Below are 23,293 nucleotides of genomic sequence, written 5' to 3' on the forward strand. Positions count from 1 at the left end.
ATTTTAAGTTTCGTTTTCTTGTGCTATTAATGTTCGTTTTTTTTAATAAGTTCTGCTACTAATTTTCCTGAGATTAATGCAGGTGGAACACCAGGTCCAGGCACTGTTAATTGACCTGTAAAATAAAGTCCTTCGACTTTTTTACTTTTTAGTTTTGGCCTTAAAAAAGCCGTTTGCATTAAGGTATTTGCCATTCCGTAAGCATTACCTTTGTAAGAGTTGTAATCTTCAACAAAATCGTTGACACAATAAGAGTCTTTAAAAAGGATGTTATCCTGTATTTTTTGTTGTGTTCTTTTTTCGAAACGTTTTATAATAATATCAAAATACTGTGCACGTAATTCTGGTGTATCTTCTAAGCCAGGTGCAATAGGGATTAGGAAAAATCCTGTTTCACAATCATCTGGAGCCATACTCTTATCTGTTACAGAAGGGAAATTCACGTAAAATAATGGGTCTTTTGGCCATTTAGGATTATCGTAGATGTCTTCAGCATGATTTTCAAAATCAGTATCAAAAAACAAATTGTGGTGCTCAATATTCTTTAACTTCTTGTTAAAACCAACATAGAATAGTAGGGAAGAAGGTGCAAATGTTCTACTTTCCCAATAAGCTTCACTGTATTGTCTATATTTTGTATCTAAAAGTGTTTCAGAATGGTGATAATCTGCGCCACTTAAAACAACATCAGATTCAATGGTTTCTCCATTAACAATGATGTGTTGAGCTTTTTTATTGTTAACACTTATTTTTTCAACATTACTATTGGTATGTATAGATACACCTAAGCTTTCAGCTAAACTTTTCATTGCAATAACAATTTGATACATGCCACCTTTAGGATGCCAAGTGCCTAACCCAAAATCAGCAAAATTCATAAAACTATAAAATGAAGGCGTTTTACTCGGTTTTGCACCTAAAAACAAAACAGGGAATTCTAAGGTTGAAATCAACTTAGGATTCTTAAAGTTTTTACGAACTTGAGAACTAATTGTTTTATAAAACTGGTCTAATCTAGTTACTGTTTCTTTAGTTACCAATTCAAAAGGTGATAACCCAGGTTTTAAAACAACTTTATTAATAGCAATATTATAGTGTTCTTGAGCTTTGGCAATAAATTTACGAAGTGGTTTAGAACTCCCAGGTTCTATACGATCAAACTCTTCACAGATTTTATTCATTTGGTCTCCTATAGTGATAACGTCATCGGAGAAGAAAATTTTATAAGCAGGACTCAATTTATCCAGTTCATAAAAGTCGCTTGTTTTTTTGCCAAAATCATTAAAGAATTTTTCGAAAATATCTGGCATCCAATACCAGCTTGGACCCATATCAAATGTGAAGCCTTCTTTTGTGAGTTGCCTAGCTCGACCTCCAACAGTAGCGTTTTTCTCATAAACGGATACTTTAAAACCAGCTTGCGCTAAATAACATGATGCTGATAGTGCCGAAAACCCTGACCCAATTATAGAAACTGTTTTACTCATTAATTAATATTGCTTCTGTTAATGACTTAATATTCTCAAAGGTTTGTATTCCTTCTGGTAAGTTTTCAAGATTTACTTGTGTTAGCATTTGCCCCAAAATCCAAAATTTAGAACTCCTAGATTTTAAAATTTCATCAGTAAAAGAATTTAAATAGCTAAGTACATTCTCTTTTTCTGGTTTTATTGTAAAATAAGAAATAAATGTGATATCGTCGTAATAATTTTGAAGGTCTTTTAAACTATCTATAGGTACACTAGGTCCTAAGAAGATAGAATGATAACCGTTATTTATTATTTCGTAATTAATGTATAATAAACCTAACTCGTGTATTTCGTTATCAGGAAGGTATAGAACAAATGTTTTTTTAGAATCGTTAGTAGACTTTAATTGCGCCTTTTCTGTATTCGCTATAATTTTCTGACGAATTAAAGATGAAATGAAATGCTCATGAGCAGGTGTTATTGTATCGGTTTGCCATAGCACACCAATATTAGCTAGCATTGGTATAAAGACTTCGAAAAAAATATAAGTAAATGATTTTTCTTTTAGCAAAGAATCGTAAGTATTGAAAAATAAGTTTTGATCAAAATTCAACATTGCCAATTTAAATGAATTAATGGCATGGTTATTAGATTCATCTTTAATAGCAATTGATTTTACTAACTCAAGGATTTCAGATTCATCAATTTTGCTAATTTTTGATATTTTGTAACCATTATTATTTAAAAAACTAATGTTTAAGAGTTTTTGAAAGCTTTCTAAATCATAATAACGAATGTTAGTATCAGTTCGTTTTGGTTCCAACAGATTGTATCGTTTTTCCCAAATCCTAATAGTATGAGCTTTTATGCCTGTTAGGTTTTCTAAATCTTTTATGCTAAAACTACTTTTAATATTGTTCATTGTTATTTAAAATAAGTTAAACAAAAATACAATATATTTTCCTAAGTCAATTCTTTTTAAGATTATTTATGATTTTTATGTTGAGACTATTTGTTCAAAATATTAAATAATGAGCTCTCAAAATGTGTATTCTGGGTAGTGTTGAGAAATTTGAAATTAGAATAAAAGTGGAATAAATCTTATTAGGCTATTAGTCAAAGAAAAAAAGATATATCTAATAAAGGAATAAAGTGCGCACGAGAAGACTCGAACTTCCACGGACTAATGTCCACCAACCCCTCAAGCTGGCGCGTCTACCAATTCCGCCACGTGCGCAAAATAATAAAGTAAAGATAAAAAAAAGTTAAGCATAATGCTTAACTTTTTACAGTGACCAGTCTGGGGCTCGAACCCAGGACCCTCTCCTTAAAAGGGAGATGCTCTGCCAACTGAGCTAACTGGTCGTTATGTTTTTCTAACGAGGACGCAAATATAAAACCTTTATGCAAATACAAAGAATAGAATTAAAAAAAAAAATGTTTTTTTTCACTGTTCTATATTTTGACTATATCGCTTAGATAAATTTTATGATTTAACGTATTGTTTATTAGTCTTTTAATAAGGTGTGGGAATATGAGGAATTTAACTACTTTTTATTGCCTTTATTATACAATATATTGAAAGCTTTGTGTTTTTTGACTTTCAGTCATTTTTGTGCAAAAAAAAAGCTAAGCATTAAGCTTAACTTTCTTTAAGTGACCAGTCTGGGGCTCGAACCCAGGACCCTCTCCTTAAAAGGGAGATGCTCTGCCAACTGAGCTAACTGGTCGTTACGTTTTTCTAACGAGGGTGCAAATATAAAAGCTTTCTTTAATTTAACAACACTTTTTTGAATTTTTTTTTGTTTTTTTGTTGTGAATAAACCTAAGAGTTTAATAATCAATTTTTAAGTGCTATGATTATAGTTTTACTAGGATATATGGGTTCGGGAAAATCGACTCTCGGAAAGGAATTAGCTTCAGTATTGAACTATAAATTTTTAGATTTAGACGATTTTATTGCCGAAAAAGAGAATGCTACAATTTCAAACTTATTTAAAACAAAAGGAGAAATTTATTTTAGAAAAAAGGAAACACTTTATTTAAAGGAAATTATTAGTCAAACAGATGATATTGTACTTTCGTTAGGTGGAGGAACGCCATGTTACAGTGTAAATATGGATTTAATAAACGAAAATTCTAATGTGGTTTCATTTTATTTAAAACTATCTATTCCGCTCTTATCAAAACGATTATTTGCGGCAAAAGAGCAAAGACCTCTAATAAGTCATATCAATACAGAAGAGGGTATGTTGGAGTTTATAGGGAAACATTTATTTGAGCGCTCTTTATATTACTCTAAAGCAAACCATACCATTAATACTGATAACAAATCTTTAAAAGAAGTATTAGAATCTATTCTTACACATTTAATCTAAATAAGCCTCGTAAGGCTGTTTAGACAGGTTGACGTGAACATGTTCAAATAATGACGTAGATAGTGAAATCCCTTTAAAATCTGCCTTTACTGGGAATTTTTTGTGATTTCGATTGACTAAAACAGCTGTTTTAAATTGTTTTAATGGTACATCTAAAAAATGTTTAATACCATATATTAAAGTACTACCTGAGTTTAATACATCATCTATAAGTACTATAGATTTATTAGTATAATCTTCTTTTGTAATAGATGTTTTAATTGGGTTTGTAGGCTCAGACTTATTAATGGTAACCTTACAAAGTGTAGACTCAATAGAAGAAATTTTATCTAAGTTTGCTTTTATCTTTTTTGCAAGGGTATAGCCATTACTTTCAATACCAGCAATTATAAGTTCCGTTTCATTAACGTTACTTTCATATATTTGGTAAGCAATGCGCTTTATTTTATGTTCAATTTCTTTGTGACTTAAAATTGTATTTTTTGTTAGTGCCATTAGGTCTTTTTTTCAAAGATAAAAAACAGTTCTTTACCTTGTCTTTCTTTTATAGAATTTATTGAAGGCGCTAAGATCTTTAAATTAAACTTTTCTTCAAACAGATATCTATATTCATCTTCGCTTCCGCCAAAAGGAGGCCCCGTTTCCGTTAACTCAAAATTAAATAGTAAACCAACGAGCTTACCGTTAGGTTTAAGCAATTTATGCATATGATTTCTATATTCTAATCTCAAGTTAGGGTTTAAAGCACAAAAGAAGGTTTGCTCTATAATAATGTCAAAGCTGTCATTAAGTTTAAAAAAATCAGTTTTAAATAATTGGTTTTCAGGGAAATCAGGCACTCTATTTTTTAAGTTATCTATAGGTTGTTGTACAAAATCTAGCACATTAATGTTTTTAAAACCTTTACGCCATAAATATTCAGCTTCATAACTATTACCAGCACCAGGGATTAAAATTTTTAAAGATGTATCTGTTAATTGATCAAAATACGTTTTTAGAGGTGTAGAAATTCTACCAATATTCCAACCAATTTGATTTTGAGAATAACGGTTTTCCCAATACGCTCTGTTGTGATTATTCTTCATCATCATAAAAGTCATCAATATCTCGTCTATCTTTTTTTGTAGGTCTACCAGTACCTCTTTTTCTATAATAGTCCTTACTGTATTTAAGAAGTTCTTGGGCTTCAAAAGCAGATTTAGGTGTTGTATCTACTCTATAAATATCTACAAGTTTAGCACCCACACGGTTTGGAGGTAAATCGTTCACCGTTAATTGATAAATAATTTGATCTTTTCTGAGTTCAATTTTATCCGTTGGGTAAACTTCTCGAGAGGGTTTTACAGCAGCACCATTTACTTTTACTTGTCCTTTTTTACAAGCTTTTGTAGCTATACTGCGTGTTTTGTAATAACGCACACACCATAAATATTTGTCAATTCGCATATTCTTTAAATAAAAAACTACGTTAATAGATTAGTACAAAAATATTATATTATTGTATCTTGCGTGTTAAAAATAAGCAATAATGAACAACGTTCTAAAACTGTGGTAGTTTTAGACGAAAAAAATCAAAATTCTATGAAAATTAAAACATTGAGGTTAAGTCTTATATTACTTGCTACATTTTCTATACTTATTTCTTGTAAGAATGATGATGATGGATCTACAACCGTTGAAGTAGAAGACAGAACGGAGCAACAAGTTATAGATAACGATGCTATTTTATTGTATTTAACAACACATTACTATAACTCTAGTTTTTTCGAGTCGAGTACAAACCCTAAATACACTGATATAATTATAACAGAATTACTTCAGGATGATGAAGGTGTATATGAAGAATTGCCAGACCCAGATAATAATACATTATTAATAGACGCTGTTGATACTTATGAAACAGAATATGTAGATGCAACTTATAAGTATTATATATTAAACCTAAATCAAGGAGGTGGTGTTGCTCCTAAATTTACAGATCGTATTAGAGTTAGATATGAAGGATCTTCAGTTAACGAGGATGGAGAAATTTTTGAATCAATAATTACACCAGAAGAATTGCTACTTTATGGTGACGGATTTACCTCGTTAGGTAGTATTAGAGCTTGGCAATTAGTTATGCCAAAATTTAACTCTGCAGTAGGTTTTAGTTATGATAACGGAAATATAAGTTATGATAATTTTGGACTAGGAATTATGTTTGTACCTTCTGGATTAGCTTATTTCTCTGGAACTAGTACGGGTTATTCATACGACAATTTGATGTTTAAATTTGAATTATTACAGTATGAAGTCATGGATCATGATAATGACGGAATTCCTTCTTATCTTGAAGATTTAGATGATAATACTGATGCATTTGATGACGATACAGATGAAGATGGATTTCCAAATTACATAGATTTTGATGACGATGGCGATGATGTTTCTACGTTTAATGAATTGATGTCTACGGATTATACAGTAGATACAAATCTTGGCGAAGTAGAGCCAACTCTAGCTTCTAATGAATACGAATATAGCAGAACGGAAGAAGGTGGTGTTATTACAATTAAAACGGTTACTGTAATGGATTCAAATGGTGATGGAACTCCAGACTATTTAGATGCAACAATTGTAATAGATTATAACGAAGAGGAAGAGAGTAATTAATACAATGTCTTTAATTTATATAATAAGAAAGCCACTCAATTTGAGTGGCTTTCTTTATTTAATACTATTTCTTATTTTTATAATCCAATAGATAAACTAAGTATCAATTGCTCTGGTCTTGTATCAATTCTACTATTAATAGTTGTGATGTTATTTTCAATAAATGATGCCTCATTCTCGCCAAAGCCTCTTTCGTATCTTAAATCAATACCTATTTTATTGAAATTTAATCCAATTCCAAAGTTAAGTCCAACTGTAAAATCTTCCTGAACATTGTCAATATCAATTCCATGAAAATCAGTATCCAATATATATTGAGCAGATGGCCCAGCAAAGACACTTAAAGGTCCTAAAACTTTTATACCAACTAGCACTGGAACGTCAATTTTTTTTATATTAAAATCATTGTTATTGTAATCGCTCTTGGTTACAGTGTAAACAATTTCAGGGCGTAAATAAATTTTATTACCAATTTTACCAAAAATACCTACGTGATATCCAATATTTTGGTCTGGATTACTACTATTAAGATTTACGGAATCAAAATAATCTCCATTGGCACCATAATTTAAACCACCTTTAAAACCAAATGAACTTTTGTTTTGGGCAGATAAACTAAACCCAATAAATAATAAAAGCGCAGTTGAAATAACTGATTTTTTTAAATTTCTCATAATGTTCGTTTTTTTAGATTTAAGCATGTACTTTCAAAAACGATGCCAAAACAAAATTATTTTCTTTTGATCACAGTTTTTACTGCTTTAACAATGGCATCAGAATTTAATCCATATTTTTCCATAAGTTGAGCAGGAGTACCAGACTCTCCAAAAGTATCATTAGTTGCAACAAATTCTTGAGGTGTAGGTTTGTGTTGTGCTAAAACTCTAGCCACGCTTTCACCAAGACCACCAAGATGGTTATGTTCTTCTGCGGTAACAATACAACCTGTTTTAGCAACAGAGTCTAATATTGCTTTATCGTCTAATGGTTTAATAGTATGTATATTAATAACTTCAGCAGAAATACCAGCTTCATTTAAAACTTTAGAAGCTTCTAATGCTTCCCAAACTAAATGGCCTGTAGCTACAATAGTTACATCAGTTCCTTCAGTCAACTGAACAGCTTTTCCTATTTCAAATTTTTGGTCAGCTGGTGTAAAGATTGGCACAGAAGGACGGCCAAATCTTAAGTAAACAGGACCATCATAATCAGCAATAGCAATAGTTGCTGCTTTTGTTTGGTTATAATCACATGGATTAATAACCACCATTCCTGGCAACATTTTCATTAAACCAATATCTTCTAATATCTGGTGTGTTGCACCATCTTCACCTAACGTTAATCCTGCGTGAGATGCACAAATTTTTACGTTCTTCCCAGAATAAGCAATTGATTGACGAATTTGATCGTAAACTCTACCTGTAGAGAAGTTAGCAAATGTGCCTGTAAAAGGAATTTTTCCACCAATGGTTAAACCTGCTGCAATACCCATCATATTTGCTTCTGCAATTCCTATTTGGAAAAAACGCTCTGGATTTTCGTCAATAAATTCATTCATCTTTAAAGATCCAATAAGGTCAGCACATAAGGCAACCACATTAGGATTTGTTCTACCAAGTTCTGCTAAACCTGCTCCAAATCCACTTCTTGTATCTTTCTTTTCTGTATATGTGTATGTTTTCATTTTTCTTTTGATTGGTGATTAATAGTCTCCTAAAGTTTCAGGATTTTGAGCTAAACCGTTAGCAAGTTGCTCATCGTTTGGTGCTTTTCCGTGCCAAGCATGTGTATGCATCATAAAATCGATACCATTACCCATTACTGTATGTAATAACACACAAACTGGTTTTCCTTTCCCTGTTAAAGATTTTGCTTCAGCCATACCTTTTAAGATAGCTTCAATATCATTACCTTTTTCTATGTCAATTACAATCCAACCAAAAGCTTCAAATTTCGCTTTTAGACTTCCCATTGGTAAAACATCATCAGTAGAACCATCAATTTGCTGTTGGTTTAAATCTACAGTTGAAATAAGGTTATCTACTTTTTTAGCAGAAGCATACATTATTGCTTCCCAGTTTTGCCCTTCTTGTAATTCACCATCACCATGAAGGCTATAAATTAAATGATCATCATTATTTAATTTTTTAGCTTGCGCTGCTCCAATTGCAACAGACATACCTTGACCTAATGAACCAGAAGCAATTCTGATACCTGGTAAACCTTCGTGAGTTGTTGGATGTCCTTGTAATCTAGTGTTTAATAATCTAAAAGTGTTTAATTCTTCAACCGGAAAATAACCAGATCTAGCTAAAACACTATAATAAACTGGTGAAATATGTCCGTTTGATAGAAAGAACAAATCCTCCCCAATCCCATCCATATCAAAACCTTCTTTGGTTTCTAATATTTCTTGATAAAGAGAAACAAAAAATTCTGCACAACCTAGTGATCCTCCAGGATGACCAGAATTTACTTTATGTACCATTCGTATAATATCTCTACGAACCTGAGTTGTAAAATCGTTTAATTCTTTAATGTTTGGCATGTTATGTTACTTAAGTTTTATGCTACAAATGTAACTTTTTAATGAAGTCTTTCAAAAGTTGATTAGGTGCACTTATTAACGAAATACGCGATTTGCTAACAATATCAATAATTAAGGGATTTCTTAATACAATTTAATTTTGGACTATTATTTTAAATTTAATTTAAGAGGGAATCCTAAAGAGTTATATATATTTGCCGTCTGACTTATATTTAATGAAACGAGCATGCTGAAATTATCATCAAAAAATAGATTGATTAATTTATTGAAACATGTGTTCGCTGTAAAACAATAAGTAAAAACACATGAAATTTCAAAGAGTAGCAATAGATAAAGAAACAAAGGCTAGAGCAGGATCTATAACAACAGATCATGGCACTATAGAAACACCAATATTTATGCCAGTTGGTACTGTGGCTTCTGTAAAAGGAGTGCATCAGAGAGAGTTGAAAAATGATATTAATCCAGATATAATTCTTGGTAACACATATCATTTATATTTAAGACCTCAAACACCAATTTTAGAGCAAGCGGGTGGTTTGCATAAATTTATGAATTGGGATAGAAATATTTTAACCGATTCTGGAGGCTACCAAGTGTACTCTTTGTCTTCAAACAGAAAGATTAAGGAAGAAGGTGTAAAGTTTAAATCGCATATAGATGGCAGTTACCATGTGTTTACGCCAGAAAATGTAATGGAAGTTCAGCGTAAAATTGGCGCTGATATCATTATGGCTTTTGATGAGTGTACACCTTATCCATGCGATTATAATTATGCAAAACGTTCTATGCATATGACACATCGTTGGTTAGAACGTTGTTTATCGCATCTTAAAAAAACACCTTTAACCTACGATTACGACCAAACCTTTTTCCCTATCGTTCAAGGAAGCACATATAAAGATTTAAGACAGCAATCTGCAGAATATATTGCTAATGCAGGCGCTGAAGGAAATGCTATTGGTGGACTTTCAGTAGGTGAGCCGGCAGAAGAAATGTATGCTATGACGGATGTAGTATGTAGCATTTTACCAGAAGACAAACCACGTTATTTAATGGGAGTTGGTACACCAATCAATATTTTAGAAAATATTGCGTTAGGTGTAGATATGTTTGATTGTGTGATGCCAACTAGAAATGCCAGAAACGGAATGCTCTTTACGGCTCATGGTTCTATAAATATTAAAAATTTAAAATGGGCTAATGATTTTTCGCCTATAGATGAAATGGCAATAACATTTGTAGATACGGAATATAGCAAAGCTTATTTAAGACATTTATTTACAGTAAATGAGTTATTAGGAAAGCAAATTGCTACCATTCATAATCTTGGATTCTATTTATGGTTAACAAGAGAGGCAAGAAAACATATTATTGCAGGTGATTTTAGAGCATGGAAGGAAAAAATGGTTAAACAAATGGATAACCGACTTTAAAATTTTGATATTTTTATTTTAAAAAAAGTAAGCAATTTGAAAATCCTAGATTGGTACATATTAAAGCGATATTTATTAACATTTTTAACGATGTTATTGTTGTTTGTTCCTATCGGAATCACGGTAGATTTAGCTGAGAAAGTAGGTAAAATGTTAGAAAACAATGCACCTTTTGGTGAAGTTGCTTTCTATTATTTAAATTTCACAGTCTACTTTGCAAATCTTTTATTTCCGCTGTTTTTATTCTTATCAGTAATTTGGTTTACTTCCAAGTTAGCCAATAATACTGAGATTGTTGCTTTTTTAAGCTCTGGTGTTTCGTTTTCTAGATTTTTAAGACCTTACATGATAGGAGCAACTATCGTAGCAGGTTTTGCATTATTTCTAGGAATGTATTTGGCACCAATTGCGAGTAAAGGATTTAATGAGTTTAAATTTAAATATTTAAAAAAGCATAAAAATGTTCAGAAAACGCATGATGTTTACCAACAGATTAATGATAACGATTATATCTATGTAAGTAATTTTGTGCCTAGTAATAAGACAGGTATGAATTTTACATACGAGCATTTTGAAGGTAATGAACTGAGATATAAAATTTTTGCTCAGAATATTCGCTATAACACGGCGGATAGTACTTACAGACTCACTTCTTATGTAAAACGTTCTTTTGAAAACGGTATTGAGACCATTGAAAAGGAACGTAAAAAAGATATGGATTTTCCTTTTGAATTAGAAGATTTAGCACCAGTTGAGTATGCTGCTGAAACAAAATCATACAGTGAGTTGTTAGATTTTATTGCAGCCGAAGAAAGACGAGGTTCACCAAACATAGGTCGATATGAAGTTGTTAAGTTAAAGAAATGGAGTTTACCAGTTTCCATATATATTCTTTCAATTATTGCAGTTGCTGTTTCTTCTGTAAAACGAAGAGGAGGAATGGGAGTTAATCTCGCCTTTGGTATTGCTATTGCTATGATTTATGTATTCTTCGATAAGGTATTTGGAGTTATGGCAGAACAATCTAATTTTCCTGCAATTATTGCCGTATGGTTTCCTAATCTAATATTTGGTATTTTAGCAGTATATCTCCTGCGAAATGCGAAACGTTAAACTAAAGCATTATTTACATTTACATTTTCTAATTCTCATTGCTGGCTTTACTGCTATTTTGGGTAAAAAAATTACCATAGGCGCTTTAGAACTTGTATGGTATAGAATGGCAATTGCTGGTATTATAATGTTTATTTACATTAAGTTAATAAAACTAAATATTAAGATATCTAAAAAAACGCTATTACAATTTTCTGTAGCAGGTGTAATTATAGCGCTACATTGGATTACCTTTTTTGAAGCTATTAACCAAGCCAATGTATCAATTGCTTTAGCTATGTTTTCTTCAGGAGCTTTTTTTGCTTCATTTATAGAACCCATTTTCTTTAAGCGACGCATTCTAGGTTATGAAATTATTTTTGGTATTGTAGTAATTCTAGGTGTCCTTTTGATAACGAGTAGCGAAATGGGGTATATTAATGGAATTATTCTTGGCTTGTGCTCAGCATTGTTTTCTACATTATTTGCTGTGATTAATGGCAGATTTATAGAACAACATAGAGCTACAGTAATTTCATTCTATGAGTTTGTAAGTGGTGTAGTGTTTTTAACCATATTTATTCTGTTATCCGGAAAAACTTTTGATGTTGAGTTCTTTACATTGTCTAACGAAGATTGGATTTACCTATTTATTTTAGCTTCAATTTGCACAGCTTATGCATTTATTGGTTCAGTAGATGTAATGCGATATATAAGTCCATTTACAGTGATTTTAAGTTATAATTTAGAGCCTATATATGGTATAGCAATTGCTTTATTTTTATTTCCAGAAACTGAAAAAATGTCACCACAATTTTATTTAGGTGCTATCCTCATTCTATTAACGGTTTTATTTGATGCTGTTTTTAAAAATTATAAAAGTCGAAAACGTAAAACAAAGGAAATTACCAGTTAAAGTTTTTATAGTTTCTTTGATAATGCCTATTTTTGATAATTAGATAAATTGAACCTACTTTTAGAATAATATTTCTAAAAAGTGAATAAGAATACGTAGGTTTGCAACCAACTAACTAAACAAAAAACTAACTTCAAATTGTATGGAATACTTAGAGTTTGAATTACCCATAAAAGAGCTAGAAGAACAGCTTGATAAATGTGAGATTATAGGAAAAGAAAGTGACGTAGACGTTACTGAAACCTGTAAACAGATTGAAAAAAAATTAGAGGCAACTAAAAAAGATATCTATAAAAATCTTTCAGCATGGCAACGTGTTCAGATGTCTAGACACCCTAACAGACCTTATACTTTAGATCATATTACGGCACTTTGTGGAGATTCTTTTTTAGAATTACATGGAGACAGAAATGTAAAAGATGATAAAGCTATGATTGGTGGTTTGGGTAAAATTGGTGACCAAACTTATATGTTTATTGGTCAGCAAAAAGGTTTTAACACCAAAACAAGACAATACCGAAATTTCGGAATGTCTAACCCAGAAGGTTATCGTAAAGCATTACGACTGATGAAATCTGCTGAAAAATTCGGAATTCCTGTGGTAACTTTAATAGATACACCTGGAGCATATCCTGGTTTAGAAGCTGAAGAGCGTGGACAAGGAGAAGCAATTGCTAGAAACATTTTAGAAATGGCACGTCTTAAAGTACCAATTATTACCATTATTATTGGTGAAGGTGCTTCTGGAGGAGCTTTAGGTATAGGTGTCGGTGATCGCGTAATGATGTTAGAGAATACATGGTATTCTGTAATATCACCAGAATCTTGTTCATCAATATTATGGAGAAGTTGGGAGTATAAAGAACAAGCAGCTGAAGCTTTAAAGCTAACAGCAAAAGATATGAAACGTATGAAGCTTGTAGATCAAATTATAAAAGAACCTCTTGGAGGTGCTCATAGAGATAGAGCTAAAACTTTTAAGTCTGTAAGTGAGGCAATAGTTAAGTCTTATGAAGAGCTTAAAAACTTATCACCAAAAGATTTAGTGAATCAACGTATGGAAAAATACGATGCAATGGGAGTCTATAAAGACTAACTACTCTAAACATAGGCAACTTAAAAAAACTGAAGTTTAGGCTTCGGTTTTTTTTGGCGCTATTAACAATATATTTGAGTTATTAACAGTTAAATTGTTGATGACATGTTAAGATTGTAAATACAACTTTAGCATTTCGTCCTCACTATTTAGTTATTTTTGTTACTTATGAAACAACCCAATCCAGTAACTGGTTATAAAGTAGATAAAAGCACAATCATTAGCTTAGAGAAAGGTAAAATACCACCTCAAGCTCCTGATTTAGAAGAGGTTGTGCTTGGTGCTATGATGATTGATAAAAAAGGTGTTGATGAAGTTATTGATATTTTAAGTCCTGATGCTTTCTACAAAGAAGCTCATAAATTTATCTTTGAAGCTATTTTTAAGTTGTTTGAAAATAGTGAACCTGTCGATTTATTAACCGTTTCTAGTCAATTAAAGAAAGATCAAAAATTAGATTTGGTGGGAGGTGATTTTTACCTCATTTCTTTAACGCAACGTGTATCATCTTCTGCGCATATTGAGTTTCATGCACGTATTATTCTTCAAAAGTATATTCAGAGAAGTTTAATTAAAATTTCAAACGAAATAATAGAAGAGGCTTATGATGAAACTAGAGATGTATTTGATCTTTTAGATACAGCAGAAGCCAAATTATATGAAGTTACTCAAGGTAACGTTAAGAAATCTACGGAATCTGCTCAAAGTTTAGTAATACAAGCAAAGAAAAAGATTGAAGAGATTTCTAATAAAGAGGGAATGAGTGGTATTCCTTCTGGTTTTGATAAACTAGATAAGCTAACTTCTGGTTGGCAACCTTCAGATTTAGTTATTGTAGCTGCACGTCCTGGTATGGGAAAAACGGCTTTTACATTAACTATGGCTCGTAATGTAGCCGTAAATAGTAATACTCCTGTGGCTTTCTTCTCATTAGAGATGTCCTCAGTACAATTAATAACGCGTTTAATATCTAGTGAAACAGGTCTGTCTTCAGAAAAATTAAGAACTGGTAAACTAGAAAAACATGAGTGGGAACAGCTTAACGTTAAAGTAAAAACTTTAGAAAAAGCACCTTTGTTTATTGATGATACACCTTCATTATCCATTTTTGATTTAAGAGCAAAAGCTCGTCGTTTAGCTTCACAATACGGCATTAAGATGATAATGATTGATTATCTTCAATTAATGACAGCTGGTGGAAGTCAAAAAGGAGGAAATCGTGAACAAGAAATCTCAATGATTTCTCGTAACCTTAAGGCACTAGCAAAAGAATTAAGTATTCCTGTAATTGCATTATCACAATTATCTCGTGCTGTAGAAACACGTGGAGGAAGTAAACGACCTTTACTGTCTGATTTACGTGAATCTGGTGCAATTGAGCAAGATGCGGATATTGTATCCTTTATTTACAGACCAGAGTATTATAAAATTGACGAATGGGATGATGAAGAACGCTCTCCAACTGCAGGACAAGGTGAATTTATTGTTGCAAAACACAGAAATGGTGGACTAGAAAATATTAGATTAAAGTTCATCGGTCACTTAGGTAAATTCGATAATCTAGATGATTTTGATACACCATTTGGTGAATTTCATTCTAAAATGAACGAAGCTGCTAACGATAATACATTTAAGCCTGATAGTTTCCCTTCTCCTTCTGATGCCTTTGGTGGTCCAGAGGATGATGGAGTACCTTTTTAACAACTTTTTAAGGAATTGAAATAGGTATTTTAACCTATCTTTGTTGGCTTATAAAATCCAAATCTGCCTCATGTTAGAACAAAGACGAACAACTAACATTTTATTGTTAATTATAGTAGTTCCTTTAGTATTTTATTTATTAAAGATTCTTTCTTTTATATTTATTCCATTGATATTTTCAATGTTTATAGCCTTATTATTCTTGCCAATAATGCGTTGGTTGGGAAGGCGAAAAATACCTAAGGTTATAAGTATCATAATAGTACTGTTGCTAGTTGCAATAGGACTGAAAATTGGAGTAGAATTAATTCAATTATCTAGTAAGCAAATTCTAGCAAATAACACTGAGTTTCTATCAAAAGCCGAGTTAAAGCTTGCAGACCTTAAAGTCTACTTGTTTGATAATTTTGGGATAGCTTTTGAACAAGAACATAGTTTTATTGGGCAATTCTTTCAAAAAGAGAATTTAGGTTCTACATTAGGTTTTTTAAATTCATTTTTAACAGGTCTACTAATGACTGTTTTCTTTGTAGTGCTTTGGTTAGCAGAGTCTATTAATGTGCATAAATTATTAAATAATACTATCCTTAAGCGTAAGCATACGTCTGTAAAAACCTTTATGAAAATTGAAAATGACCTTATTAAATTCATTAAGGTTAAATTTTTAGTTAGTGCATTAACAGGTTTATTTACAGGATTAATGTGTGTGTTTTTCGATGTTAGCTTTCCTATATTTTGGGGATTATTCGCGTTCGCCATTAACTTCGTTCAAATGGTTGGTTCATTTATATCAGTCATATTATTGTCAATTTTTGCATTTGTAGAACTAGATCCTACGAGTACCTTATTTTTCTTCATTCTTGCAATTTCAATGGTACAAGTTACATTTGGTGCTATTTTAGAACCAATTTTTATGGGTAAATCTTTTTCTATCAATGTTATTGCAGTTTTAGTAATGCTCATGTTTTGGGGTTTCCTATGGGGAATTCCGGGTTTAATTATGGCAATTCCAATTACTGTATTCATTAAAATTATTTTAGAACAGTTTGAAAGTACTAAGCTTATTGCTAGTTTGTTGTCTGGGAATCAGACAGGGCTAGATAAAGGGCTCTAGATTTAACGAAAGTTTATATATAGTATTTATTTCTTCAGTTTTATTAGCTCTTAAAAGAATGATAAATTCATTCTAAATGGACTAAATAATCGTTATATTTCGTTTTAATATTAATGAACTTGAAAAAAATAATCATAATCTGCTTTGCGTTACTTTTAAGTATGAAAACTTATGCGTCTTATATTTTAATTCCAATGGATTCTGAGACGCAAGAAAATCACTTAAAAGCTTATGGAGTTACATATTGGACGCTAGAGCGAGAACTAAAAGTGAAATGGTTACTTAATTATCGAGGAGGTTCATTTTTATTACCAGATGCTGAGATTATTCAACGTGAATGCCAGATTAGAGGTGTTTCATTTGAAGTGATTTCAGATGCTAAGGCAGCTCAAATATTAGAAGATATTGCTAGTCCTTCTGTTAATCAAGAAGCTGTTGTTTTAGAAAAAGCACCTAAAATAGCTGTTTATACGCCTAATGGAAAACAGCCTTGGGATGATGCAGTAACCATGGTTTTAACCTATGCTGAAATTCCATATGAAACCATTTATGATGAAGAGGTTTTAAATGATGAGCTTTTACTCTATGATTGGTTGCACTTACATCACGAAGATTTTACTGGCCAATACGGAAAGTTTTATAGAACCTATCGTTCTGCAGCATGGTATATAGAAGAAAAGAATAATGCAGAAGCATTAGCAAAGAAATTAGGCTATTCTAAAGTTTCTGAGGAGAAATTAGCCGTTGCTTTAAAAATAAGAGATTATGTTGTAGGAGGTGGTTTTATGTTTGCCATGTGTTCTGCAACTGATAGTTTTGATATTGCATTGTCAGCAGAAGGTGTTGATATTTGTGAACCTATGTTTGATGGAGATGCCAGTGACCCTAGTTATCAAAGTAAAATTGATTTTACACCAACCTTCGCCTTTAAGGATTACATTTTAGAGCGTAGCCCAAATGTATATGAGTTTTCTTCAATAGATATGACTCAAAAACGAAAGATTCCTAAAACTACAGACTACTTTTCTTTAATGGAATATTCTGCGAAATGGGATCCAATTCCAACAATGTTAACTCAAAATCACACAGCTTTGGTGAAAGGTTTCATGGGACAGACTACTTCTTTTACTAGAGAACAAATAAAACCTAATGTTTTGGTCATGGGAGAAAATAGAACCAATGGCGAAGCAAAATACATTCATGGTATTAAAGGAAAAGGTTTTTTTACGTTTTATGGAGGACACGATCCAGAAGATTATACACATAGAGTAGGAGACCCAAAAACAGAATTAGACTTACACCCAACGTCGCCAGGATATCGATTAATTTTAAATAATGTTTTATTTCCTGCAGCTAAAAAGAAGAAACAGAAGACTTAAAGATATACATACGTTTTGTTTTATTAATTTTAAAACCATCCTTATTATGACTACTAAAGAGGCTATACTGAACAAAATTCAAATCTTAATTACAAATCATTTTAATACTCCTGAACAAGCTTTTACCTTTTTTGATAAAGACGGTAATGGAAAACTAAGTAAAGATGAAATCGTAAAATTATTAAAGCAAGCAGAAATTAGTGGTTTTATTCGAGGAATTGTGTCTTCAAAATTAATAGAAGGCTATGATATAGATGGTGATGAACTTATTAATTGGGAAGAGTTTAAGTTAGCTATTGATGAAATTTCTGATAAATCTTCGTCATAATAAATTTATATTGAAATGCAATGCTTTCAGAAGGAGATTAAACTAAAGCAATATTCAAGGGGTTTTCATTTAATTACACCTGACATATTAACGGCTATTCCTGAAATTAGCCATATTAAAGTTGGACAATTGCAAGTGTTTATTAAACCATACTTCAGCAAGTTTAACTATTAATGAGAATGCTGATCCAACAGTCAGAATAGATTTTGAAAGCCATATAAATAAAATGGCGCCAGAAAATCAATCATATTATAAGCATACTTATGAAGGTTCGGATGATATGCCAGCGCATATTAAAACATCATTAATGGGCAGTTCTGTTCAAATTCCTGTTACAAATGGTGATTTAAATCTTGGAATTTGGCAAGGGATTTATCTATGTGAACACAGAAATAGAGGAGGAGCTAGACATTTAGTATTAACGCTTTTTGGAAACTAGGTTTTCTAATACTACTTCAACGCCAAAATTATCATTAGTTTCAGTTTCATATTTGGCAGCAGATTTTACATTTGGATGTGCATTTGCCATTGCATAACTATATTTAGCACATTTTAAGAAATCTAAATCGTTATTATAATCTCCAAAAGCCATGGTTTCTGAAGGCGGTATATTAAAACGTTTTTGCAATAATGTAATAGCACGACCTTTATTCGTTATGGCTTCTGAAATATCTACCCAATGATTTCCAGAAACTACAACACTTAGTTCAGGTCTTAGATGTTCAACGAATGGGAAAATATGAGTTTCAGAATTTGTACTATGATACAAAGCAATTTTAATAATATCACTTTTTATATCTTCAAATGAATCAATAATAGTATAATTTGAATAATATTCTGAAAACGTTTGGATCATGTCGTCACTAGCCCTAAGAATAAATGCTTCATTTTTAGAACAAAATATAGGGTAAGTGTTTTCTATTTTAGTAACTATACGATATAAGTTTAACAGTACATTTGGGTTTAAAGCATTGGCAAGAAGTATCTCGTCATTCTTAATAATTAGTCCACCGTTTTCAGCTACTATAGTAATGTCATCTTTTATTGGCATCAGTTTTTTGACTATACTATAATAAGGTCTTCCGCTTGCAGCAACAAAAATTATGTTTTGTTGTTTTAACTGTTTAAATACCTTGAAGAAGCGTGAACTTACTTCATGGTTAGAATTTAATAAAGTGCCATCCATGTCTGTAACCACCATTTTTATATTCTTCATATTCTTAATTTTGTTAGGACTGCTAGTTATTTAAATAAAAAAATCCGATTCAAATTAATGAACCGGATTTTTATAAGCGAAATGTTGTTATTAATTTGGCTAAAAGCCTTACTTAACTTTGTTTATGATAGCTTCAAAAGCTTCTGGGTGATTCATTGCTAAATCAGCAAGCACCTTACGGTTCAAGTCGATACTATTAGCTTTTAATCCTCCCATAAATTTTGAATAGCTCATTCCATGCTGTCTTGCACCTGCGTTAATACGCATAATCCATAACGAACGGAATGTTCTCTTTTTGTTTCTACGGTCTCTGTACGAATATTGCATCGCTTTGTCAACCGCATTTTTTGCTACTGTCCAGACGTTTTTACGTCTTCCGAAGTAACCTTTTGCTTGCTTAAGAACCTTTTTTCTTCTGGCTCTCTTTGCTACTGAATTTACTGATCTTGGCATTTTTTTAATTGTTTTTTGTAGTAGGCGGTCAATTAATTGACACTTGCTAAATAGTTTTGCCTAACTCCAGGGTTTATAAATTGTTTTAACCGATTAAAACGTTATTACTTTAAACGTAACATTGTTTTAATATTGTTCTCATCTGCTTTATGTACTAAAGCATCATGAGTTAACGCTAGCTTACGCTTTTTAGATTTTTTTGTCAATATGTGACTCTTAAAAGCGTGCTTTCTTTTAATTTTACCAGTGCCAGTTAGTTTAAAACGTTTCTTAGCACTCGATTTTGTTTTCATTTTAGGCATTTTGTCCTCTTTTAAATTTACGTTTCGCTTATTATCGTAAAGCTGAATATTTCAGCATATTATTACTTCTTTTTAGGTGCGATGAACATAATCATTCGCTTTCCTTCTAATTTAGGCATTTGTTCTACCTTTCCATATTCTTCAAGATCTTGTGCCAATTTTAATAATAAAATTTGACCTTGCTCTTTAAATACAATGGATCTTCCCTTAAAGAATACAAAGGCTTTTAACTTTGCTCCTTCTTTTAAGAATTTTTCAGCGTGTTTCTTTTTAAACTCGTAATCGTGGTCATCTGTTTGAGGACCAAAACGAATTTCTTTCACAACAACTTTGGTTGCTTTAGATTTTAGCGCTTTTTCTCTTTTCTTCTGTTCGTAAAGGAATTTTTTATAATCCATAACTTTACAAACAGGAGGCGTCGCATTTGGCGATATCTCAACAAGATCTAACCCTTGTTCATCGGCAATTAATAAAGCCTTTTTAACAGGGTATACACCTATTTCGACATTATCTCCGACTAGTCTTACTTCTTCAGATCTGATTTTAGAATTTATACGGTGTTTATCTTCTTGAGATACACGTCTTGTATAATTCTTTCTGTTTCTACGTATTGCTATGGCTTCTGTAATTTAAATTAAACTTATATTATTTAAAAGTCTTTAAACTTTTATTAACTCTATCATTTACTATTTTCACAAAGTCTTCTACAGTAATTGTGCCAAGGTCTTCACCTCCATGTTGACGCACTGTTATTGTATTGTCCTTTTCTTCTTGCTCACCGACAATAATCATAAAAGGAAACTTCTGCATTTCTGCTTCGCGAATTTTCTTACCCACGGTTTCGTTTCTATTGTCTGTAAGGGCGCGAATTTCGTCATTTTCTAGCACATTTAAAACTTTTTCAGCGTATTTTTCATATTTCTCACTTATTGAGAGAATAATTGCTTGTTCTGGCATTAACCAAAGCGGGAAATTACCTCCAGTATGTTCTAGTAAAATAGCTATAAAACGTTCCATACTTCCAAAAGGCGCACGGTGAATCATTACAGGTCTATGCATCTCGTTATCACTACCTTTATAAGTAAGGTCAAAACGTTCTGGTAAGTTGTAATCCACTTGGATTGTTCCTAATTGCCATTGCCTTCCTAAAGCATCTTTTACCATAAAATCTAATTTTGGACCATAAAAAGCAGCTTCACCAGTTTCAACAACATAATTTAAACCTTTGTCAATTGCGGCATTTAAAATAGCTTTTTCGGCTTTCTCCCAATTTTCATCACTTCCTATATATTTTTCAGGTTTTTCAGGATCTCTTAGTGATACCTGCGCTGTGAAATTTTCGAATCCTAATGAACCAAACACATATAAAACTAAATCTATAACGTCTTTAAATTCTTTATCCAATTGGTCAGGAGTACAAAATATGTGAGCATCATCTTGAGTGAAACCTCTAACTCTTGTAAGTCCATGAAGTTCTCCACTTTGCTCATATCTATATACTGTACCAAATTCTGCAAAACGTTTTGGCAATTCTTTATATGAAAACGGCTTGCTATTATAAATTTCGCAGTGATGAGGACAGTTCATTGGTTTTAACAGGAATTCTTCTCCTTCAGCTGGTGTTGTAATAGGTTGAAAGCTATCTTCTCCATATTTAGCATAATGTCCAGAAGTAACATATAATTCCTTTTGGCCAATATGTGGTGTAACGACCATTTCATAGCCTGCTTTCTTCTGCGCTGCTTTTAAGAAGTTTTCTAGACGTTCGCGAAGCGCAGCTCCTTTAGGTAACCATAAAGGTAAACCTTGACCTACTTTTTGGGAAAATGTGAATAGCTCTAATTCTTTTCCTAATTTTCTATGGTCTCTTTTTTTAGCTTCTTCTAATAGATGAAGATACTCAGTTAACTCTTTTTGTTTTGGGAATGAAATACCGTAGACTCTTGTCAGTTGTTTATTTTTTTCGTCTCCTTTATAATATGCACCAGCAACACTTAATATTTTTACAGCTTTTATAATTCCCGTGTTCGGAATGTGCCCTCCACGACACAAATCTGTAAATGTTGAATGGTTACAAAAACTAATTGTACCATCTTCTAGATTTTCGATTAAGTCAACTTTGTAATTGTTTTTCCCTTTATAATAGGAGAGGGCTTCTAACTTTGAAACATTACGCATTATAAAATCATGTTTGCCTCTAGCTATTTCAATCATTTTATTTTCAATTGCCTTAAAGTCCTTTTCAGAAATTGAACCTTCAGCCAAATCAACATCATAATAAAAGCCATTATCTATAGCGGGACCTACCCATAATTTTACATTAGGATATAATTCTTGTAAAGCTTGAGCTAAGACATGTGCAGAAGAATGCCAAAATGCTTTTTTACCTTCATCATCTTTAAATGTATATAAAGTAAGGCTACCATCTGTGGTAATTGGAGTGTTGGTTTCAATAGTAATATTATTGAATTTTGCGGAGATTACGTTACGAGCAAACCCCTCGCTAATATCTTTAGCCACTTCAAAAGGTGTTATATCTTTTTCGAAAGATCTAACAGAACCATCAGGTAGAGTAATTTTAATCATTATATATGGTGTAAATTTTAGTTTGCAAAGATATACCTATATATATAATAGACAAAGTGAAGTTTCTATAAAATGAACTGGATTGATTAATTTATTCATAGTGTTAATATTTGACCTTTGATACACTCTTAATTATGAGGTTCTAATTATTGCTATAAAAGAGTAATGTTGTTTTATTGGTTATTATAGATAACAATTGATTTGGCGCAAAGGTAATTAGGTTGTTATAAATGAATAGTTATTAAGATTTAGGTGTACGATATTCTATATATAATTATGAGTCATCATTACTAAATTACAATAATTTTGAGATGTATGTGTTTGTATTAAAGGGTCTTAAAATAAAAGTAGAAATAAAAGTAAGAAAGATGTTGTGGGATTAAAAAAGGGTTTTATATTTGCACCCCGAAACAAAGGCTATACGTCAAGTTTCAGAAGTTCATTTCCATACAGATTTAAGGTTTAGAAAATAAATAAATATTTTTTCAATTTAAGTTTGTGGGATTAAAAAAAGGGTTTTATATTTGCACCCGCTTAACGAGGAAACGAGATTAGGTAAAGAAAAAAGTTCATTAACATATTGAATTGACAGCGTAAAATTTCAATTGGAAACGGTTGAAATAAAAC

The 23,293-nt window shown here is 31.7% G+C and carries 23 protein-coding genes, 3 tRNA genes and 1 pseudogene; 11 read left to right on the forward strand and 16 right to left on the reverse strand.

Annotated elements, in window-relative coordinates:
- Nucleotides 1-26: 26 nt before the first annotated feature.
- The 5 genes from Q0807_RS18350 to Q0807_RS18370 all read right to left on the reverse strand — a co-directional run bounded on the left by Q0807_RS18350 (nt 27) and on the right by Q0807_RS18370 (nt 3,199).
- Nucleotides 27-1,487 (reverse strand): NAD(P)/FAD-dependent oxidoreductase, encoded by a 1,461-nt coding sequence (locus Q0807_RS18350; RefSeq protein WP_301161976.1) that lies wholly within the window; start codon nt 1,485-1,487, stop codon nt 27-29.
- Nucleotides 1,480-2,391, reverse strand: coding sequence for a MerR family transcriptional regulator (locus Q0807_RS18355; RefSeq protein WP_301161977.1), 912 nt, complete (start codon nt 2,389-2,391; stop codon nt 1,480-1,482). Before Q0807_RS18355 ends, Q0807_RS18350 begins: the two co-directional genes overlap by 8 nt.
- A 231-nt stretch (nt 2,392-2,622) precedes the next feature.
- Nucleotides 2,623-2,706, reverse strand: a tRNA-Leu gene (locus Q0807_RS18360).
- Between the two features lie 55 nt (nt 2,707-2,761).
- Nucleotides 2,762-2,834, reverse strand: a tRNA-Lys gene (locus tag Q0807_RS18365).
- Nucleotides 2,835-3,126: 292 nt separating this feature from the next.
- Nucleotides 3,127-3,199: transfer RNA gene (locus Q0807_RS18370), tRNA-Lys, on the reverse strand.
- 126 nt (nt 3,200-3,325) lie between these two features.
- On the opposite strand from Q0807_RS18370, the gene Q0807_RS18375 reads away from it, so the two are divergent.
- On the forward strand, nt 3,326-3,847 hold the full coding sequence (locus Q0807_RS18375) for a shikimate kinase (RefSeq protein WP_301161978.1): 522 nt from the start codon (nt 3,326-3,328) through the stop codon (nt 3,845-3,847).
- Here Q0807_RS18375 and Q0807_RS18380 read toward each other — a convergent pair.
- From Q0807_RS18380 to Q0807_RS18390, 3 genes are read right to left on the reverse strand one after another with little or no spacing between them, the layout of a single operon-like run.
- Nucleotides 3,839-4,342 carry a phosphoribosyltransferase family protein gene (locus tag Q0807_RS18380; protein ID WP_301161979.1) on the reverse strand — a complete coding sequence of 168 codons (504 nt, stop codon included), beginning with the start codon at nt 4,340-4,342 and terminating at the stop codon, nt 3,839-3,841. The genes Q0807_RS18375 and Q0807_RS18380 overlap by 9 nt on opposite strands.
- On the reverse strand, nt 4,342-4,932 hold the full coding sequence (locus Q0807_RS18385) for a methyltransferase domain-containing protein (RefSeq protein ID WP_301161980.1): 591 nt from the start codon (nt 4,930-4,932) through the stop codon (nt 4,342-4,344). Before Q0807_RS18385 ends, Q0807_RS18380 begins: the two co-directional genes overlap by 1 nt.
- Nucleotides 4,922-5,293: an RNA-binding S4 domain-containing protein gene (locus Q0807_RS18390; RefSeq protein ID WP_301161981.1), complete on the reverse strand. Its 372-nt coding sequence runs from the start codon at nt 5,291-5,293 to the stop codon at nt 4,922-4,924. The genes Q0807_RS18385 and Q0807_RS18390 overlap by 11 nt, the downstream gene beginning before the upstream one ends.
- A 135-nt stretch (nt 5,294-5,428) precedes the next feature.
- Here Q0807_RS18390 and Q0807_RS18395 point away from each other — a divergent pair, with 135 nt between their 5' ends.
- Nucleotides 5,429-6,499: an FKBP-type peptidyl-prolyl cis-trans isomerase gene (locus Q0807_RS18395; RefSeq protein ID WP_301161982.1), complete on the forward strand. Its 1,071-nt coding sequence runs from the start codon at nt 5,429-5,431 to the stop codon at nt 6,497-6,499.
- A gap of 77 nt (nt 6,500-6,576) precedes the next feature.
- Here Q0807_RS18395 and Q0807_RS18400 read toward each other — a convergent pair whose 3' ends face one another.
- From Q0807_RS18400 to Q0807_RS18410, 3 genes are read right to left on the reverse strand one after another with little or no spacing between them, the layout of a single operon-like run.
- Nucleotides 6,577-7,173 carry an outer membrane beta-barrel protein gene (locus Q0807_RS18400; RefSeq protein ID WP_301161983.1) on the reverse strand — a complete coding sequence of 199 codons (597 nt, stop codon included), beginning with the start codon at nt 7,171-7,173 and terminating at the stop codon, nt 6,577-6,579.
- Between the two features lie 56 nt (nt 7,174-7,229).
- Nucleotides 7,230-8,183, reverse strand: a complete 954-nt coding sequence (locus tag Q0807_RS18405) for a transketolase C-terminal domain-containing protein (RefSeq protein ID WP_301161984.1) — start codon at nt 8,181-8,183, stop codon at nt 7,230-7,232.
- A gap of 18 nt (nt 8,184-8,201) precedes the next feature.
- Nucleotides 8,202-9,047: a transketolase gene (locus Q0807_RS18410; protein ID WP_301161985.1), complete on the reverse strand. Its 846-nt coding sequence runs from the start codon at nt 9,045-9,047 to the stop codon at nt 8,202-8,204.
- A gap of 305 nt (nt 9,048-9,352) precedes the next feature.
- On the opposite strand from Q0807_RS18410, the gene tgt reads away from it, so the two are divergent.
- From tgt to Q0807_RS18455, 9 genes and pseudogenes are all read left to right on the forward strand, one after another.
- Entirely contained in the window at nt 9,353-10,483 is a 1,131-nt protein-coding gene (gene tgt / locus Q0807_RS18415) for a tRNA guanosine(34) transglycosylase Tgt (RefSeq protein WP_301161986.1), read from the forward strand.
- A gap of 36 nt (nt 10,484-10,519) precedes the next feature.
- Nucleotides 10,520-11,596, forward strand: coding sequence for an LptF/LptG family permease (locus Q0807_RS18420; protein ID WP_301161987.1), 1,077 nt, complete (start codon nt 10,520-10,522; stop codon nt 11,594-11,596).
- Nucleotides 11,583-12,491, forward strand: a complete 909-nt coding sequence (locus Q0807_RS18425; protein ID WP_301161988.1) for a DMT family transporter — start codon at nt 11,583-11,585, stop codon at nt 12,489-12,491. The genes Q0807_RS18420 and Q0807_RS18425 overlap by 14 nt, the downstream gene beginning before the upstream one ends.
- Nucleotides 12,492-12,633: 142 nt before the next feature.
- Nucleotides 12,634-13,587 carry an acetyl-CoA carboxylase carboxyltransferase subunit alpha gene (locus Q0807_RS18430; protein ID WP_301161989.1) on the forward strand — a complete coding sequence of 318 codons (954 nt, stop codon included), beginning with the start codon at nt 12,634-12,636 and terminating at the stop codon, nt 13,585-13,587.
- Between the two features lie 168 nt (nt 13,588-13,755).
- Complete coding sequence (gene dnaB, locus Q0807_RS18435; protein WP_301161990.1) at nt 13,756-15,288, forward strand: replicative DNA helicase; 1,533 nt, start codon at nt 13,756-13,758, stop codon at nt 15,286-15,288.
- 70 nt (nt 15,289-15,358) lie between these two features.
- Nucleotides 15,359-16,402, forward strand: coding sequence for an AI-2E family transporter (locus Q0807_RS18440; protein ID WP_301161991.1), 1,044 nt, complete (start codon nt 15,359-15,361; stop codon nt 16,400-16,402).
- Between the two features lie 113 nt (nt 16,403-16,515).
- Nucleotides 16,516-17,781 (forward strand): asparagine synthetase B, encoded by a 1,266-nt coding sequence (locus Q0807_RS18445; RefSeq protein WP_301161992.1) that lies wholly within the window; start codon nt 16,516-16,518, stop codon nt 17,779-17,781.
- 46 nt (nt 17,782-17,827) lie between these two features.
- Entirely contained in the window at nt 17,828-18,109 is a 282-nt protein-coding gene (locus tag Q0807_RS18450) for an EF-hand domain-containing protein (protein ID WP_301161993.1), read from the forward strand.
- A gap of 15 nt (nt 18,110-18,124) precedes the next feature.
- A pseudogene (locus tag Q0807_RS18455) lies at nt 18,125-18,548 on the forward strand (secondary thiamine-phosphate synthase enzyme YjbQ).
- On the opposite strand, the gene Q0807_RS18460 reads toward Q0807_RS18455, so the two are convergent.
- The 5 genes from Q0807_RS18460 to thrS form a co-directional block, all read right to left on the reverse strand.
- Nucleotides 18,528-19,325 carry an HAD family hydrolase gene (locus Q0807_RS18460; protein ID WP_301161994.1) on the reverse strand — a complete coding sequence of 266 codons (798 nt, stop codon included), beginning with the start codon at nt 19,323-19,325 and terminating at the stop codon, nt 18,528-18,530. The pseudogene Q0807_RS18455 and the gene Q0807_RS18460 overlap by 21 nt on opposite strands.
- 108 nt (nt 19,326-19,433) lie before the next feature.
- Nucleotides 19,434-19,778, reverse strand: a complete 345-nt coding sequence (rplT, locus tag Q0807_RS18465; RefSeq protein ID WP_301161995.1) for a 50S ribosomal protein L20 — start codon at nt 19,776-19,778, stop codon at nt 19,434-19,436.
- Between the two features lie 104 nt (nt 19,779-19,882).
- The gene (gene rpmI / locus Q0807_RS18470; RefSeq protein ID WP_115818017.1) at nt 19,883-20,080 is read right to left on the reverse strand and encodes a 50S ribosomal protein L35; all 198 of its coding nucleotides are present in this window, start codon (nt 20,078-20,080) and stop codon (nt 19,883-19,885) included.
- A 62-nt stretch (nt 20,081-20,142) separates the two neighbouring features.
- Nucleotides 20,143-20,691: a translation initiation factor IF-3 gene (gene infC, locus Q0807_RS18475; protein ID WP_301161999.1), complete on the reverse strand. Its 549-nt coding sequence runs from the start codon at nt 20,689-20,691 to the stop codon at nt 20,143-20,145.
- Between the two features lie 34 nt (nt 20,692-20,725).
- Nucleotides 20,726-22,666: a threonine--tRNA ligase gene (gene thrS, locus Q0807_RS18480; RefSeq protein WP_301161996.1), complete on the reverse strand. Its 1,941-nt coding sequence runs from the start codon at nt 22,664-22,666 to the stop codon at nt 20,726-20,728.
- Nucleotides 22,667-23,293: the final 627 nt, after the last annotated feature.

The sequence above is a fragment of the uncultured Winogradskyella sp. genome, from assembly GCF_947495255.1.
Lineage (GTDB): Bacteria > Bacteroidota > Bacteroidia > Flavobacteriales > Flavobacteriaceae > Winogradskyella.

Coding starts and splice junctions, on each gene's coding strand:
- Q0807_RS18350 (WP_301161976.1), bottom strand. CDS start 1,487: ATGAGTAAAACAGTTTCTATAATTGGGTCAGGGTTTTCGGCACTATCA.
- Q0807_RS18355 (WP_301161977.1), bottom strand. CDS start 2,391: ATGAACAATATTAAAAGTAGTTTTAGCATAAAAGATTTAGAAAACCTA.
- Q0807_RS18375 (WP_301161978.1), top strand. CDS start 3,326: ATGATTATAGTTTTACTAGGATATATGGGTTCGGGAAAATCGACTCTC.
- Q0807_RS18380 (WP_301161979.1), bottom strand. CDS start 4,342: ATGGCACTAACAAAAAATACAATTTTAAGTCACAAAGAAATTGAACAT.
- Q0807_RS18385 (WP_301161980.1), bottom strand. CDS start 4,932: ATGAAGAATAATCACAACAGAGCGTATTGGGAAAACCGTTATTCTCAA.
- Q0807_RS18390 (WP_301161981.1), bottom strand. CDS start 5,293: ATGCGAATTGACAAATATTTATGGTGTGTGCGTTATTACAAAACACGC.
- Q0807_RS18395 (WP_301161982.1), top strand. CDS start 5,429: ATGAAAATTAAAACATTGAGGTTAAGTCTTATATTACTTGCTACATTT.
- Q0807_RS18400 (WP_301161983.1), bottom strand. CDS start 7,173: ATGAGAAATTTAAAAAAATCAGTTATTTCAACTGCGCTTTTATTATTT.
- Q0807_RS18405 (WP_301161984.1), bottom strand. CDS start 8,183: ATGAAAACATACACATATACAGAAAAGAAAGATACAAGAAGTGGATTT.
- Q0807_RS18410 (WP_301161985.1), bottom strand. CDS start 9,047: ATGCCAAACATTAAAGAATTAAACGATTTTACAACTCAGGTTCGTAGA.
- tgt (WP_301161986.1), top strand. CDS start 9,353: ATGAAATTTCAAAGAGTAGCAATAGATAAAGAAACAAAGGCTAGAGCA.
- Q0807_RS18425 (WP_301161988.1), top strand. CDS start 11,583: ATGCGAAACGTTAAACTAAAGCATTATTTACATTTACATTTTCTAATT.
- Q0807_RS18430 (WP_301161989.1), top strand. CDS start 12,634: ATGGAATACTTAGAGTTTGAATTACCCATAAAAGAGCTAGAAGAACAG.
- dnaB (WP_301161990.1), top strand. CDS start 13,756: ATGAAACAACCCAATCCAGTAACTGGTTATAAAGTAGATAAAAGCACA.
- Q0807_RS18440 (WP_301161991.1), top strand. CDS start 15,359: ATGTTAGAACAAAGACGAACAACTAACATTTTATTGTTAATTATAGTA.
- Q0807_RS18445 (WP_301161992.1), top strand. CDS start 16,516: ATGAACTTGAAAAAAATAATCATAATCTGCTTTGCGTTACTTTTAAGT.
- Q0807_RS18450 (WP_301161993.1), top strand. CDS start 17,828: ATGACTACTAAAGAGGCTATACTGAACAAAATTCAAATCTTAATTACA.
- Q0807_RS18460 (WP_301161994.1), bottom strand. CDS start 19,325: ATGAAGAATATAAAAATGGTGGTTACAGACATGGATGGCACTTTATTA.
- rplT (WP_301161995.1), bottom strand. CDS start 19,778: ATGCCAAGATCAGTAAATTCAGTAGCAAAGAGAGCCAGAAGAAAAAAG.
- rpmI (WP_115818017.1), bottom strand. CDS start 20,080: ATGCCTAAAATGAAAACAAAATCGAGTGCTAAGAAACGTTTTAAACTA.
- thrS (WP_301161996.1), bottom strand. CDS start 22,666: ATGATTAAAATTACTCTACCTGATGGTTCTGTTAGATCTTTCGAAAAA.